Here is a 15,830-nt window from a genome sequence, read left to right as displayed (position 1 = left end):
AATTAACCCCCTGCCCCTTCCGCTTCTGCGTCGAGCAAACGTTGCAATCGCGCGAGTACGAACGGTGCGTCGAGCCCCCGTTCGCGGCAGGCACCAGCCAACGACTTGCCCCCGCAGGTATAGTCGATCCCCAACTCCTGAAACACGAGCAACGCCCCCGGGCATTCGATCACCCAATCGGGCACCGCCGTGTCGAGATCGCATTTCGAGGCGGTCATGCATTCGCCTTTCGAAACGAGTGCCCCGACTTCAAGCCGGCGACAAAGCAGACCAGTGCTACCGCCCCCAGGAAGAACACCGTATCTCCCAACACGCGCATCCAGCGCAGATTCTGCATCACCGGCGTCTGCATGAATTCGGCACTGCGCGCGTACCAGTAGCCATGCTCGACCGAGGCCCAGGTCTGCAGCAGTCCGACGGGCAGTAGGCTCAGCACGCACATGGCCATCAGCCCACCATTCAGCGCCCAGAAAGCGAACTTCAGCAGTCCGTCTCGCCATTCTCGGCCCGGAAGGAGTGCCCGCAGGCAGACCAGCATCAAACCGATGCCCAGCATGCCGTAGACGCCAAACAACGCCGCATGACCGTGTACCGGTGTGGTGTTGAGGCCCTGCATGTAGTAGAGCGCGAAGGGTGGATTGATCATGAAGCCGAACAATCCCGCGCCGATCATATTCCAGAATGCGACGGAGATAAAGAAATAGATCGGCCACTTGTATTGCTGCACCCAGGGAGTGAGGCGCGAGCGGCGCAAGTCTTCCATGGCTTCGAAGCCGACGAGCGTGAGAGGCACGACTTCGAGGGCGCTGAACACCGCGCCCCAGGCAAGCGCCACGGTCGGGGTGCCGGAGAAGTACAGATGATGGCACGTGCCGATGATGCCGCCAGAGAGAAAGATCGTCGCCGAGAGGAGCGCGGCCGCCGCGGCGATCCCCGGACGAATCAGCCCCAGCCGCATGAAGAAGAAGGCAATCACGGTCGTGGCGAAGACCTCGAAGAACCCTTCTACCCACAGGTGGACAACCCACCAGCGCCAGTATTCGACGATGGAGAGATGCGAATGCTGCCCCCAGGTGAGCCCCGCCCCGTAGAAGAGGGCGATCGCCGCGCTCGCCACGGCGAGCAGCGTGACCAGTTGCTTTTGCTCCCCCGGCCGGCGCAATGCCGGCAGCAATACCCGCACCATCAGCACCAACCAGAGCAACAAGCCCACGAACAGCGCGATCTGCCACGCACGGCCAAGATCGACATATTCGTATCCCTGGTGCCCGAGATAAAACGACACCCGATCGGAAAGATGATTCTGCACGCTCAGCCACTGGCCGGTCAACGATCCTACCACGACGACGAGCAGCGCGAGAAAGAGCAGATTGACGCCGAAGCGTTGTCCCTTGGGCTCGAATTCGCTGACCAGCGGCCCGATGAACAAACCGGCGGCCAGCCAGGCCGTGGCGATCCAGAACAAGCCGGCCTGCACGTGCCAGGTGCGCGTCACGCTGTAGGGGAGCCATTTCGAGAGTGGGATGCCGTACAGGCCATCTCCTTCCACGCCGTAGTGCGCGGTGATGACCCCCAATAGCATCTGCACCAGGATCAAGGCCGCCACGACCCAGAAGTACTTGATCGTGGCACGTTGCGACGGCGTCGCCACCCATTCGCCCAACGGATCGGCGTCGGGCAGCGGCATCGCTTCCTCCTCTCGGTTACGCGCCGCGTGCCACCAGACCATCGCCGAGATGCCAGCCAGCAGCATGATGATGCTCACGCCGGTCCAGACGACCGTCTCGCCGGTCGGGCGATTCCCCACCAACGGCTCGTGGGGCCAATTGTGGGTATAGCTGATCGAAGATTCCGGCCGATTCGTGGTGGCCGCCCAGGCCGTCCAGAAAAAGTACGCCGCCAACTTCTGCAAGCGCGCGGGATCGGTGACGGCGCCTTGGGGAATTGCATACTCGGACCTGCCATTCGCGAAGACATCGGAGTAATGCTCGAGATTCGACTGAAAGGCCTCCGCGCGCAGAGGAGAAATCGTGATCGCGTTCGTCGCCGGATCGTAGGTATTGGTTCGAATCTCCTCGGTGAGCCTCCCCTGGAGCTGCGCCTGCTGCTCTTCGCCGAGCTGCGCATAATCGGCGCCAAACTCCATCGTCCCCCATCGATCGAGCACGAACACGGCCTCGCGATGCAGCCAATCGGCGGTCCAGTCGGGGGCGACATAGCTGCCGTGCCCCCAGATCGAACCGACCTCCATCCCCCCCAGCGTCTGCCAGACATTCTGTCCGGCCTGGATCTCCCCCGTGTCGATGACCACCTGGCCATCGCTCGAGAGCACCTTCGCCGGCAGCGGCGGCATCTCCTGGTAGATCCTCGTGCCGATCCACCCCAGCACGAGAAACGAAAGTCCCATGACGAGGGTAAACGCGATCCAGAGTCGTCGCATAGCATGATCTCCGCCTGAAGTTCGTTGCTACGTCGCCGATCGTCCCTTGGTCTTGTGCAACAGGGGGCAATCGACGCTTGGTTCGTTCGCTCGGCAACGCTTCACGATCCTGCCGAGCGAACGTTTCATTTGCTGCAGATGACGCACCTTGCTTTCGATGTCCGCCATCTTCGCCTCGGCGCGCTGCCGGATATGATTGCAGCTCGAATGCGCGGACGAGAGTTCCAGCAGTTCGCGAATCTCGGCCAGCGTGAAACCGAGATCCTTCGCCTGCCGGATATACTTCAGCCGCTCGACCGTGGTCTCGTCGTATTGTCGGTAACCCGAGGGGCGACGTTCCGGCTCGAGCAGCAGGCCTTCCCGTTCGTAATAGCGAATCGTCTCGACGCTTGTGCCCGAGAGCCTGGCGATCTCGCCGATTTTCATGGGTTTCATGGCTTTGTTCTCCGCGCGGTCGCGCCATCATACAGTCTGGAGTATGCTACAGAGTCAAGGCTGGACATGCTCCTTCCTGCGGGTGGCGCCCATCGCCTGGCGGCGATTCTTCTTGCCATCTTTGCCGCGGATTGGATAATGAGGGCGCTTGTCTCATTTCTGCGACTCGTCGATTCCGATGGTGGCCGGGCGCTGTTTCGTAGCGTTGCTGGGTGCCGCGTTTTATCGGGCGTCTAAAGTAGCGCGCCGCTGCGCAACGCAATCTGCTCCTCGCGTCCGCCATCGTATCGAGGCACGACGTCGCCTGTCTGCGGAACAGACGAAGGGGAGATGGTCATGGAGAAGCGGCAAGAATCGCTCGCCGCGCCCTCGGACGGGACGCAAGGCCCAATCCGCGGCACGCTGCCTTCCGGGCCAGGGCCAACGGCGGCATGCAGCCCTCTGCGCTGGCTCTACGTTCACAATCCGTTCTATGCGATCAGCGCAGCGCTCGTATTCGCTGGATTGCGCGCCTCGTTCGACACGACGGGCGCCTCGTTTGAAACCGGATTGTTGCTGGCCTCGCTGGCCGCGTACACGGTGCTGCTGGCCGCAACGGCCCTGCTGATCGTGCGTTGGGGGCAAGTCTGGGAAGACGCCCGCAGCCTGTTGTTGCTCGTCGTGATCGGCCTGCTGGCCATGTCGGTCACGTTCGACGATGTGCTGGCGAGAAACCCCCGACTGGGATTCGCCTACAACCTGCTGGGATGGATCTTTGCCATCGTGGTCAGCGAAGCGCTGCTCCATGGTCTGCGGATTCGCTTGAGCTTGCTCTATCGACTGCCGTACTACATGCTCCTCTCGCTGTTCTTCTTCTATCCGCCCCTTCTCGTCACTTGGCTTGCGGACCCCAACAGCAGATCTCTCGAATTCGGCCTGTTCGGCTTTGCGCCGGCGATGTCACTGGCTTTCCTGTTGTTGCTGCCCGCCGTTCGACGCGGCGCCGCTGCCGTGCGCGAGAACGGCACCCCTTGGCCCTGGCCGTGGTTTCCCTGGACCTTGTTCGGAGTCTTGGGCTTCTGTGCCTGCGTCCGCGCGTACTACCTGTGCGTTTCGCTGCACTTTGTGCCGGGGAACCAACTCATCTTCGGCCCCTGGTTCCTCGTGCCTCTGTTGCTGGCGCTGACGATCCTCGTGCTCGAAGGCGCGATCGTCTCGCGCCGCAAAGGGCTCGAGTATCTCGCGTATGCGCTGCCGGTGCTGGCCGTGGCGATTGCCTTCTATCCCCTGCGTCCCGATACGCTTGCTGGCATTTTCTATCACGACGCTGCCACGCGACTGCACGGCACGCCCGCCTTCTGGACACTCGCCGCGGCAACGGCGTTGTACGCCTACGCGGCACTTCGTGGCGGTGGATTTGCCACGACGGCCCTGACGGGATCGTTGCTGGCCTGGTCGTTGATCGGCCCAAGCACTTCCGATCTGGAATCACTAACCGTTCCGCAGGGGTGGCCCCTACTGCTGGCCGCGACCGTTCAAGCCTTCCAAGGCTATCGTCAACGAGATGCGCTGCACTGGTTGGCATTTGCGGCCCTCGTCACGCTGGGGCTGTCGCTGGAGTTTTCGGACTCGTCCCTGGCACGATATGGAATCTTCGTGCCGCTGAATCTGGCCTTGGCGCTTGTCTTGGTTCTGGCCGGACTCGTGCGCGGCCCGGCGAGAAAGCCGCTCTATGGGGCGGCAGCAGTGCTCGCCCTGGCAAGTTGCTGGTCGGCCTTATCGCAGTCCCCACTGCTGATCGGCGATCTGCCCGCGTGGCTGGCCAACACAATCCCGCTCGTGGTGGCGGTGCTCGCCCTGGCCTTCGGTCAACTCGTCCGAGAGCGCGTGTGGACCGTCGCCGGGGGCCTTGCGGCGGCGAGTTGCCTGCTCGTCTTCGGCGCACGCGCGTACGACAACGCACGCTATGAGATTGTCGGCCTGGACCGCATTCTGTTGGGCCTGACCTTCTTCCTGCTCGCGGCCGGCATCAGCGTATGGAAGGCACGCTGGGCCAGAGAACCGTAATCGCCGTCCTCAACAAGCTGCATGCGAGTGAATCGAAAGCAACAAAAAGCACTCAGGCCGTGATGCCCTTGGTCAGTGCCATGAAGGCCGTTTCCAGGTTCAACTCGTCTTCTTTGAAGAGCGTGAGCTTATGCCCGGCCTGGATCAGCAGCGTGGGCAGCTCGCTGTAATCGGTCACGCCGTCGGCCAGCGTGGCCACGATCATCTTTTCTTGCAGGTCGACTTTCTCGACCGAGGCGTGCCCCTCGAGCAGCTTGGCGGCAGCCGCCAGATCCCCCGCCACGGCCACGTTGAGCACCACCTGGCGGCGAACCTGCTTCATCACGTCGGCCACGTCCGAGTTGATGATCAGCTCGCCACGCTCGATGATCCCCACCTTGTTACAGATGTCGGCCAGCTCGGGCAGGATGTGGCTGCTGATCATGATGGTCTTCCCCATGTGACGCAGCTCTTTGAGCAGCCCGCGGATCTCGATGCGTGCGCGCGGGTCGAGCCCGCTCGCCGGCTCGTCGAGCAAGAGCACCTGCGGATCGTGCAGCAGCACGCGGGCCAGGCCCAACCGTTGCGTCATCCCACGCGAGAGGCTCGTCACGTAGGCATCGCGCTTGTAGGTCAAGTCGACCAGTTCGAGCACCTCGTCGCAGATCTTGCGCCGCGCCGCCCCCTTGATGCGATAGGCCGCCGCGAAGAACTCGAGATATTCGATCACCTTCATGTCGTCGTACACGCCGAAGAAGTCGGGCATGTAGCCGATCAGGCGGCGGATCTCCTTCGGCTTCGTGTAGATCGAGAAGCCGCAGACGTACGCCTCGCCCCAGGTCGGGTTCAAGAGCGTGGCCAGGATGCGCATCGTCGTCGTCTTGCCGGCGCCGTTGGGGCCGATGAAGCCGAAGACATCTCCCTTGTCGAGCTTCAACTGCAGATTCTTGATGGCGTACAGATCGCCGTAGGTTTTCGTCAGGTCGCGAGTTTCGATCACGGTGCTGGCTTTCTTCGAGCAGTTGTCGGCGGTACTTGTCGCTGTCGCGTCGGGGTGTGCTGTGGTGCGTCGCACCCTGTCGAGCAAACAAGGGATGCACAGCTTCATGTCTGCGTCGTTATTCATCCTCGACGGGCAGCAGGAACCGATAGAGAACCCAATGTTTGTCGTGTGGGCCGCGGATGACCTCGCCGTCGAGCAGCAAGTTGGCCGCGGCCGCTGGTGCATCACCCGTGGGCTCGACCCGCCCGACAAGAATCGCCCGGCGGAAGCCGGGGCGCAGATTTCGGCTCAGATCGAGCCGATGCTCATATTGATTCACCATGCCCAACTTCGCGTCGCCCCCCGCGGCCTTGAAGAAGAGCATGCGCAAGACCAATTCGGGGGCGTTTATTTCAAACACTCCCGGCGTCAAGGTGACGTTCAAACCGGTGGCATTCGGTTCGGCCGGCGTGCGATCGCCTTGCGAGAGCCAACGCTCGAGCCGGATGCGTCGTTGGGCCAGATCGGACAAATCGATCTCGTCTCCCGGCCGGCCTTCCTCGGCCGCGACCAGCTTGCCAATGGGGTAAGCCCAAATGTCGTGGGCGATCACGCAATCGGTCAGCGACATCTTCAAGCGGCTGCGGATCGTGCCGGCCAGCACGTCGCTATTCTCGTACCGTAACGAAGATTCGATGACCTGCTGTCCCACTTCGTCGGTCAGGTTCCACTGCGATGTGAAGCTCTTGGTCGACCACACCTGGATCGGCACGCCCAACATTTCGTCCAGTTGAGGAGCGAACGCATAAGGACGTGCCCAGAGAGGCGGATCCCCCGCCGAGCTGTATGCCCCCCCCAGGCTCGAGCCGATCGCTCCCATCCAGGAGACCAGCTCTTCCGCTTTGTCCGTCGTCTCGCCATTCGGCAAGACGGGAGCGATCTTCACGTCGTACGAGCTCGAGGTGGGGCTGAAGACATTCCACCAACTGGTGCCGCGCATCTGGCCGGTGGCGACATCAACGTCGAGCAGATCGATCTGGTTCACCAGCAACTGATCGCCTTTCATCCAAAAGGCCAGCGCATACGCGCCCACGCTGATTGTGAGCACCATCGCGGGGAAGGTGATCCAGGTCAGTTCCATGCGTTTGAAGACGTGCCGCACCAGGAAGTAATCGACCGGCCCGATCAGCACGATATACCCGAACACGAGCATCGCCACGAACCAGAACGGCGCAATGCGCACCCCTTCGAACGCGTCGAGCACGCTGCGTAGCGCCGCCGCGATGTCGCCATACGACTGGCCCGACAGCATCGTGAGAGAGTCGTCGGCCGATTGCGGGGCGCGCGTGGGATAGCCCATCAGTCGGCTGACGAACTTGTCGCGCGCCCCCCAATTGCTGAAGGGAGCGCGATCCAGGTCGATCGCCACGAAGGTGATCTGCCCCAGGCCGTACGCGCGCCGCACGACCAGCGGAAGATCCGAGCCGGCGCTGGCCTCGACATCTCCCTCGACATGCGCGAGTCGCGGCACTTGAATGCGGCGCACCTCGTTGCGGGCATGGGGGGGGACGATCGGCGAGTTCGTATCTTCGGCATACTCCTCCAGCGGAGCGAGATTGGGCATGGGCACCATCTCGACAAACTCCCCCGGCGCGAAGCGGGCCAGCGGTGCTCCCACCGCCAGGATCTCGGGCGCCTGCGAGCCCACGAACATTAGCAGGTTGCCCCCCCGTTTGACCCACTCGTCCAGTGCCGTCACTTGCGCACTATCGGTCGCCAGCGGACGAAAGAGCGTCGCGTCGCTCGTCGACAGCACGAGCAGATCGACGCCGTCGTACCCGATCCAGCGCGAGGGCAACTGGTTCGCGCTGCGGAACGTTGCGATGGCATTCGTGCGCGGGCCATCCGCCATCCCCTGCAGACGCATGGCCGACTCGAGCCCGATGCCGGGCCCCATCATGACCATCAACAGGTCGTCCGACGCGAGCGCCATCATGGGGTGCATGGCATCTTGTTCGTAACGCGTGTCGAACGTGTGGCGTGCCACCTCGCGCCCGTTTTCGACATTCACAAGCCTGGCGGTAAAGTTGCCGTCCACGCGCCCTGGCTTCACGTTGATCGAGAGCCTGGTCTCGCGCCCCGGCACAATCACCGTCGGCTGCGTGGAAGTCACTTCGCTCGGATAGCCATCGCCATCGGCGACCGTGACCGACAGCAAAACGGTGAACGGTTCGCTACCTCCCGCGACGGTGAACTCGACGGGTGTCCAACTGGCGGTCTTGTAGCGATGCTCGATGCCCACCGAGATCGCCTTGAACTCCGGACGGTCGCTCGACTTGGCCGCTGGCGCGGAGGCCCCTCCTTGCGCCAGCACCGCCGGCGGTGTGGCAAGTGCAAGAAGCGCGAGCGCCAGCGAGAGATACACCGGCCAACACGAGAGAATTCGTGGAAAATAGATAGAACAGCTCACGGCTTCTCCGCATTGGCGCAAGTGCAAACGAACGCGCCACAACCGGGACAGCCCGAGCCGTATTTGCGTTGGACGGCCTCATTCAAATCGACGCCGACGACATTGGCGATCGTGGCGAGCCAGGCCAGCACGTCGGCGAATTCGCCCAGCCGCTCTTCGTGCGTGCCGTTACGCAGGCAGCCCGCCAACTCTCCCACCTCTTCCATCAGCCACATAAACGTGCCGTCGACTCCGCGAGCCAAATCCTTTTCGAGGTACATCTCGCGGATCAGACCCTGAAAATCGGCGATCGATATCTGCGGCGCACTCTTCGTCTCGCTCGTCATGGTTGCAAACTCTCTAGTAACGTCGCCGCGCCCGGGTAGTCGGGCTTCATCTCAATCAGCACTTCGAGAGTACTTCTCGCCTTGTCTTTCTGACCGTCCTCGACGCAGGCGTCCGCCAGCGCCATGCGCAAGCCCGGTTCTTCGGGCGAGAGTTCGACCGCGACCTCGTACTCCTCGACAGCGGCCCCATGTTTTTTCTGGGCGACCAGAGCCTCGGCCAGCATGCGATGGGCATCCACGTCCAGCACGTTGACATGTATCGCCTTCAAGGCCCAATCGGCGGCGGCCGGGTAATTCTTATCTGCCAGGGCGAGTTGAGCCAGCTTCTTGCGGTACGAGGCGTTATCCGCCTCGAGCAGCGATAGTCGCTCGAGCACCTGCGCCAGCGATTGATCGTCTCCCGTCGCAAGATAAACCCGGGCCAGTCCCTTTTGCCAGCGGGGATTCGCCGCGTCCCGTTCGGCCGCCAGCCGGTACCAGCGGGTCGCATCGGCGTGACGCCTTGCCTTGAGCAGCTCGCCGGCCAGCAAGGCCAGCGTTTCTTCCTCGGGAGACTCCGAGTCGATCGCCCCCTCGAGCGCCGCCAGAGCCTCGTCGGTGTCGCCTACCAGCAGGTGCAGCCTCGCCACGACCAGCGCCGCCGTCTGCTCGTGAGGATCGATCGCCAGGGCCGCACGCGCCAGTCGCCGAGCGTCGGGATAGCTCTCCCGATCGAGATGCGCCCGGGCCAACCGGGCCGCCGAGTGCGCGTCTTGCGGGTCGGCATCGTGCGCCTTTTGCAGTTCAGCCAACGATTGTTCTTTGGTCCGAGCGGTGGACGGCAGCGCGTCGACGATCTTTTTCACGTAGTCCGCGTAGCCCGCCTCGAAATCCTCCTGCCGCACGCCGAACGAACGCTCGAGCGCCCGGCGTGTGTCGAGATTATCGGCATACGCGGCCAACATCTTGGCCAGCGCATCGTCGCCATAGGTGGCGACCATGTATTCGGCGTAGAGCTCGGCCTGGCAATAGGCCATCTGCCAGTCGACCCCCGACTTGGGACGGATGAATCCGAGATTGATCGTATCGAGGTTGAACGTTTCGCCCTTGGGCACTCGCTCGCTGAGCATCTCGTTCCACTCCTGCTGGCGAGGATAACCCTCGTTCAGCACGGCCAGCGCCTCGGTGTACCAGTGCGGAATGTTGAAATGCGTCTGCTGCAAATTCACCACGTGGACGAACTCGTGTTCGACCACGCGCGCCCAGTTGAAGGGGGACTTGAGGGACGTGGGCGCCGTGAGGGCCACCATCTGCCCGGCGCACGCGCCGACCGTACCCACGTACGGCAAGCCCACCATGCGGGCACTGAACCACTGGTGGCCGGTGCTCTTGCGGGCATTGTTGAAGATCTCGAACAACGACTTTTCCGCGGGTTCGTAGCCCAGCGTCTGACAGAGCTTCGGATAGGCCGCTTCGAGGTGCTTCGCGATGTAGCGGGCCAGCACGCGGTCGTGCTGAGGGTCGAACTTCACGACGAAATGCTCGGTCTCGATCGTCTCGAAGCCTTCCAGGACATCGAGCACTTCCAGCATGTTCTTCGCGCGGACGTGGTAGGGATCTTCGGCGAACGAGGCTTCGAGCAACTCGCGCGCTTCCGCCTCACGCCCCATGCGCATGTACATGAGTCCCAGGGCCGAGCGCGCGTACAGCAACTGTGGCATCTGCTCGATCGCCGCGCGATAGAAGCGTTCGGCCGAGGGAAATTTCATCCGTTCGCCCAGGGCCGTGGCCAACGTGTAATAAAAGATTCCCGCTCGGGCATTGTGCTGTTCCACTTCGGCGATCAACTGGCCGGCGCGAGTCTCTGCAAGATTGTCCGCCAGGCCATCGAGCAGGATGTAGCAGGCGGCCAGCCGCCCCAACGTCTCTTCCGAACGTGGGTTCAATTCCCGCACCCGTTCCAGCGTCTTGATCGCTTCATCGAAATCGAAATTCGCCATCAACAAGTCGGCACGGACCTGGTATCCCTCGACCAGCTTTGGGTTCAGCTCGATGGCGCGAGCCGTGGCCAGCCGCGCGTTTTCCATATCGAAACTCGCCAGCGCCATCCGTGCCAGCGCCGCATGTACTTCGGCCGAGCTCGGATTCAGCTTCAACGCCGCTCGAAACGACTTCGCCGCTTCGGCATCGTTGTACTTTTCGAGGAACAGCAGCCCCGTCTCGTAATGCGCGGGCCAGTATCCGGGCTCGGCGACGAGAATGGCGGGATAGAAGTCGTTGACCAGCGTATCGAATTGCCTGGTCAAGCGATTCCAGCGCACATGCTCGGCGACGGCGCGGCCGATGAGCCGCAAGTCATCGGCCGCGGCGATGTCTTGCTGGTTGTAGTAGTCGAAGAACCACCGATACGCCGTGGCGGCTTCCTCGAGTTGGCCAGAAGTGCGTAACAACTCCGCATCGACCCAGCGGGCAGCGACGGAGTTGTCGTCCAGCTTGCGCGCGGCGGCCGACCAGCGTTTTGCCGCTTCATAATCGCCGCGTTCGTATGCCGAAAGCGCCAGCTCCGCACGTGGCTCGGCTGCGTCAACGTGCGCCTCGGTCAGCGTCTCGAGGTCCCGCTCGGCCAATTCACGTTCGCCGATGGCGATGCGGCAACGGGCAATCCCCAGTCCCGAGGCCAGCGCGTCGGTGCTGCTCGCCACCTCGAAGGCGTCGATCGCTTCGGCATACTTGCCGGCCAGTTCGAGCTGCCGGGCTTCGGACCGTGGCGAATCTTCCGCCGCTTTGGCAACGCTCCCGAGACCGACGAGCATCAGCGCAAGTGCCGCGAGCATCTGCCTCGAAAGTGTCTGTGTCATGGGGGTCCGATCCGGCGGAATCGCAAGCGAGAGTCGCGTTGCCGTCGTCGAGCGGCATCCGCAAGCGCTGCTTCACTTTACGGTAGCCGAAGGCGATACAATCCTCAAGCGAAGCGATGCCCACTCGGTGTTTGACAGCCTGCGCCGTCGAACCGTAAGATGCCCCCCTGCCCTGTCGCCAGAGTGAGCTTCAAAACGCCTCTCTTCGCGTGGCACTACGACGCTCCTTGTGCGAGCCGTGGCGGGTGCTGGCTGCCACTTGTGCCCTACTGCCGCGACGTTGCTCCTGCAACGAATTGCCGAGTCCGAAAGAACCAAGAAAGCCCCAGATGGATCCCAAGCCGCTCGTATCGTACGACGATTTCGCCAAGCTCGACCTGCGCGTCGCCAAGGTATTGGCTGCCCGCGAGCATCCCAACGCCAATAAGTTGTTGCTGCTGCAACTGCAGGTGGGCGAGGTGGAAAAGCAGATCGTGGCTGGCATCCGTGGGCACTACGAGCCCGAGAACCTGGTGGGCCGCCAGATTGTGATCGTCAACAATCTCGAGCCCGCCGTGATCCGGGGCGAAGAGTCGAACGGAATGCTCCTGGCCGCCAGCGATGCGGGGGGGGTGGTCTTGCTTCGACCCGACCGCGACTGCGAACCGGGATCCGGCATCAAGTAGCAAATAAAGATGGGTGTTTGGTCGCACGGCCGCGACCTATCAGGCTGCTGAAAAAGTCAGCAGCCTACTAGAATCGCCACTGGGTCTGCGTTTCGATGCCGACGCCGTTGTTGTCGTTGAGCGCGAGATAGTTCGTATCGCGGAAGGTCAGTTCGATCCCCAGGCGGATCGATGGGCTCACGTCCCAGATCAGGTTGGCGAAGACCGTCCGGTTCATGGCGATCTGCGTGTCGCTCAGCTCGTCGTCGACGGGATCATCGATGCCGACGCCGCCGTGCGTGTGTACGCACGGAGTGAAATAGTAATACAGCTCGAGCCAGCCCCCGGTGGCGTGTACCGATTCGCCCGTCAGCGAATTGACCGGCTGGAATACGGCCGCTCCGTAGGTGCCCAAACCCTGGCCGGAGAAGATCTCGCCGGCAAAGCCAAATCGTTCGGTCATACGCCAGCGGAAATCGCCGGCGAGGCCCCACACGTTTGCCGTCACCGAATCCGCAACGATCACCGTCCGTATCTGCCCCACGACCGTCGAAACGCCGAACTCGACCGGACGCGCTTGGACCAGCCCTACTTGCACCTCGTCCCCCAGGCCATACGCGGCGCGCAGCTCGATATTGGGCCAGCCCGCATCTTCGCCCAGCACCTGGTTGCTATAGACCGTGGCCCGCGGATCGCTGATGCCGGCGGTCAGCGTGATCTGGCGATCCTCGCTGGGGTAAAGGAATCGCTCGGCGCGAAGTTGACCGCGATACTCCCCGGCATTCCCCGAGGCGATCAGATAACTGAAGGGCAACACCGTGGGCAGCAGCGGCGCAAAGATATCCATCTGCAGGCCCGCCGCGAAACGCCAGTCTTCGTTCTTCGCCTCGCCATAGGCCTGATAGGGCAGAAATCCATAACGGTCGACGATCACCGCGTCGTTGAACAGATTCGCCGCCACAAGGCCCCCGGTCTGAAATCCAGCCACCTGCGGACCGACAAACGCCGCGAAGAGGGCCGACTGGCGCGCATGCGCGTCGAACGTCGACTGGTTGTTGCCCGAGACAGCCCCCGGAGCGAGGAAAAAGGGCACCCCCGGCGCCACCGGCCGCGCGCTGTTGTAGAGCATGTCGAGTTCGAGCCAGCCCGTGATCATCAATCGCCACGCTGGATTGATGAGATTGATGCGCGGACATTCATCGCACGGCGCGGGGCATTCCGGACACTGGCAACTCGCGCCGTGGCAACGCGGACAGTAAAGATCCCCCGCCGAACAAGAGGTACAAGTCTGCTCGTAACTGGCAGGCTGCACAGAGGACGAACCATCGAGCGGGGCCATCCCCTGCGGCCAGGGCGCGGGTGGCACCGGCGGCAAGCGCCGCAGCGTTTGCGCCGCGACTGGCGCCGCGCAGAGTGCTAGCCACAGGCCGAACACGACCACCCACATGCGCATGGCGATTCCCCCCCGAAACCTGTCCCTTCTACGGCTATTCGGACGGGGCAAATGTCAAACTTTAGCGGTTTTGCTGATTGTAGCGGCATCACCGCGACGAGGGACTGGCCCAGAGAAGTGCCGGAGAGTGACAGCCTGCTGGTTACAGGTTGGGCCTCTTGTCGAACAGGAAATGGCCGCCGCGCAATGTCCGCAAGCGTCGAAGATCGCCCACCAGTTTGCCATTCGGGACAAGTGCGAAGCGCCACCCGAACCGCGCACAGCGGCGGAAGCTCGAAGTCTGCCGCTCGCCAGCGTGACCTCTATTGCGGCGGAGGTGGCAGCGGCAGCACGTTGGCGGCCGCCGCTTCCTGGAGACGCGCGTGCCGATTGAGCATCGTCAGCGTCTCCTGAAACTCCTGCCGTTCGGCCAGCGCGCGAAATTGAGGATCGCTGGCAACCTGATTGTATCGCGCCAGCGTCGCGCGAAGACTCGCCTGCGCCTCGGGCGTCGGCGAGGTGACATTCGCCGGCAACGCCAGATGCTGCTGCCACGCCGGATCGAGGATTTCAGCCAGACGCTCGTGCGCCGCCAGTAATTCACGGCAGACCAATTCGTGATCGGTATGCGGCACCGGAACTACGGTGTTGACGTTGCCCGTCGAATGCGCCGTCAGCAGCGACACGAACTGAGTGGCCACGGCGGGCACGTGACCTTGCGGATGCGTGGGCGTCTGACCGTAAAAGATCGCCGTGGCGTTCGGATCGGGCTGCATCACGGCGCCGTCGATCGCGACGCCGGCGAACAATCCCCGGCTCCGCGAGTACGACAGGATCTCCGATCGAAGTTGCGCATCGGTCGCCGCCGACATGTCTCTACCGACGGGGCCCGCGGCAGCGCTCGCGCTGGCGCCAATGGTGAACCGCCCGCGCATCAACTCCTCGACCCGCGTCTGGTTGCGAAACACAAGCACCAGATCGGTGGCCTGCAGGCCAGCCTGAAATCCAATGTTCCCTCCCGTGATGCGCACAAAGACCGGATTCGTCCAGGTGCCATCGCTGTTCCGCGCCACCGCGATGCCGCGGCCATGTTTGACCCCCACGATGAAGCCGCCGCGGATCATACCCGGCACGACCACCAAACCTTGAGCATCGGCCAGGAGCGCCCGTGGAATGCCTTGCACGGGGATCGCCATGATCTCCTGCAGCACGTGCCGGGCCTCGATCACGATTTGCCGCTCCGAGGCCTGAGCCTGCACGATGGCCGGAAAGGCACAGCAGAAGATCGTGGCCAGCAGCGCCCGGCGGAGCAAAGGTCGTGACATCGCTTCCTCGCGAAAAAAAATCCTGTGAGTTGGGGCCGAGGAGGGCCCCGCTGAAACGGTCGCCCTGCGACGCACTCCAGTCGAAGGGGAATGAAATCTCGTCGGAGAATCGCCCGTCGGGCAGCCCTATTCGTGGGGCGGCCCCCCACCCCTCGATGGCGGATCATCTTATCCTCGGCAGGCAAGAACGCCTATCTCAGATGCCCGCGTACCGGGCGCAATCGAACCGCACTGTGCCACTGGCAACGACGAACGTCATCCGTGCCAGGGGTCCGATCCGCAACTCGCCCGCTGCCAGGTCTACGGCAATAGAAATCCCGCGGTGTCGGTCTTCTCCTCGTCCAGCTCGTAGTCGCTGAGCACGTCCTGGAGCAGGCTGTAGACGTACCAGTCGAGGTCTGTAGTGCCGCCGGTGAGTTGGTCGGTAGTCTCGTCGTCGAAGACGGTCGCGCCGGGCGTCAGATACGTCGCGCTATTGGCGCCCCCCGCCGTGCCAGTCAGATGCGCCACGCGATCCTCGTAGCTACCGGCCGAAATCCATTCGTTGTGAATGGCCGACAGCGCCGTGATGTTCAGGTCGAAATTCGTCTTGTCGGCAATCAGCAGGTCTTGGCCGCCGTCTCCCTCTAAGGTGTCGAGGCCGAGGCCACCCACCAGCAGATCCAATCCCACTCCGCCGGTCAGGCTGTCGTTCCCGTTGGCGCCGCTCAAGATATCGTTCCCGGCGCCACCGAGGAGCGTGTCGTTCGCCTCGGCGCCGTCACCGCCGGTGAGGAGGTCGTCGCCATCGTCGCCGTCGATGAAGTCATGCCCATGATGGCCGAAGATCTGGTCGTTGCCGTCGTCGCCGAAGAGAGAATCGGCCTTGCCTTCGGCGCCGTCGCCGCCGTCGCCGAGGATCGTGTCGTCTCCCT

Annotated in this window: 12 protein-coding genes; 2 read left to right on the top strand and 10 right to left on the bottom strand. The window is 63.0% G+C overall.

Annotated elements, in window-relative coordinates; genetic code table 11:
• Positions 1-2: 2 nt before the first annotated feature.
• Genes KF708_20765 through KF708_20755 form a run of 3 tightly spaced genes read right to left on the bottom strand, consistent with a single transcriptional unit; the run spans position 3 to position 2,875 of the window.
• A complete protein-coding gene (locus KF708_20765; protein ID MBX3415129.1) occupies positions 3-218 on the bottom strand; it encodes a DUF542 domain-containing protein in 216 nt (71 codons plus the stop codon).
• Entirely contained in the window at positions 215-2,440 is a 2,226-nt protein-coding gene (locus KF708_20760) for a nitric-oxide reductase large subunit (GenBank protein ID MBX3415128.1), read from the bottom strand. The genes KF708_20765 and KF708_20760 overlap by 4 nt, the downstream gene beginning before the upstream one ends.
• Before the next feature lie 27 nt (positions 2,441-2,467).
• On the bottom strand, positions 2,468-2,875 hold the full coding sequence (locus KF708_20755) for a heavy metal-responsive transcriptional regulator (protein MBX3415127.1): 408 nt from the start codon (positions 2,873-2,875) through the stop codon (positions 2,468-2,470).
• A 336-nt stretch (positions 2,876-3,211) separates the two neighbouring features.
• Here KF708_20755 and KF708_20750 point away from each other — a divergent pair, with 336 nt between their 5' ends.
• Positions 3,212-4,921 carry a hypothetical protein gene (locus tag KF708_20750; GenBank protein MBX3415126.1) on the top strand — a complete coding sequence of 570 codons (1,710 nt, stop codon included), beginning with the start codon at positions 3,212-3,214 and terminating at the stop codon, positions 4,919-4,921.
• A 52-nt stretch (positions 4,922-4,973) separates the two neighbouring features.
• On the opposite strand, the gene KF708_20745 is transcribed toward KF708_20750, so the two are convergent.
• The 4 genes from KF708_20745 to KF708_20730 all read right to left on the bottom strand — a co-directional run bounded on the left by KF708_20745 (position 4,974) and on the right by KF708_20730 (position 11,515).
• A complete protein-coding gene (locus KF708_20745) occupies positions 4,974-5,900 on the bottom strand; it encodes an ABC transporter ATP-binding protein (protein MBX3415125.1) in 927 nt (308 codons plus the stop codon).
• Between the two features lie 118 nt (positions 5,901-6,018).
• The gene (locus KF708_20740) at positions 6,019-8,352 is read right to left on the bottom strand and encodes a hypothetical protein (GenBank protein ID MBX3415124.1); all 2,334 of its coding nucleotides are present in this window, start codon (positions 8,350-8,352) and stop codon (positions 6,019-6,021) included.
• Positions 8,349-8,678, bottom strand: coding sequence for a nucleotide pyrophosphohydrolase (locus tag KF708_20735; protein ID MBX3415123.1), 330 nt, complete (start codon positions 8,676-8,678; stop codon positions 8,349-8,351). The genes KF708_20740 and KF708_20735 overlap by 4 nt, the downstream gene beginning before the upstream one ends.
• Entirely contained in the window at positions 8,675-11,515 is a 2,841-nt protein-coding gene (locus tag KF708_20730) for a tetratricopeptide repeat protein (GenBank protein MBX3415122.1), read from the bottom strand. The genes KF708_20735 and KF708_20730 overlap by 4 nt, the downstream gene beginning before the upstream one ends.
• 329 nt (positions 11,516-11,844) lie before the next feature.
• Here KF708_20730 and metG point away from each other — a divergent pair, with 329 nt between their 5' ends.
• Positions 11,845-12,180, top strand: coding sequence for a methionine--tRNA ligase subunit beta (gene metG / locus KF708_20725; protein ID MBX3415121.1), 336 nt, complete (start codon positions 11,845-11,847; stop codon positions 12,178-12,180).
• A gap of 67 nt (positions 12,181-12,247) precedes the next feature.
• Here metG and KF708_20720 read toward each other — a convergent pair whose 3' ends face one another.
• The 3 genes from KF708_20720 to KF708_20710 form a co-directional block, all read right to left on the bottom strand.
• Positions 12,248-13,612, bottom strand: a complete 1,365-nt coding sequence (locus KF708_20720; GenBank protein ID MBX3415120.1) for a hypothetical protein — start codon at positions 13,610-13,612, stop codon at positions 12,248-12,250.
• A 302-nt stretch (positions 13,613-13,914) separates the two neighbouring features.
• Positions 13,915-14,916, bottom strand: a complete 1,002-nt coding sequence (locus KF708_20715; GenBank protein MBX3415119.1) for a lipid-binding SYLF domain-containing protein — start codon at positions 14,914-14,916, stop codon at positions 13,915-13,917.
• A 300-nt stretch (positions 14,917-15,216) separates the two neighbouring features.
• Positions 15,217-15,830: hypothetical protein (locus KF708_20710; protein ID MBX3415118.1), on the bottom strand; the 614-nt coding region annotated here is incomplete at its 5' end.

Source organism: Pirellulales bacterium, from assembly GCA_019636335.1.
In the GTDB taxonomy this organism is placed as follows: Bacteria; Planctomycetota; Planctomycetia; order Pirellulales; family JAEUIK01; genus JAHBXR01.
Note: the sequence above shows the minus strand (reverse complement) of the source record. Positions and strands in the feature narration are given on the sequence as shown.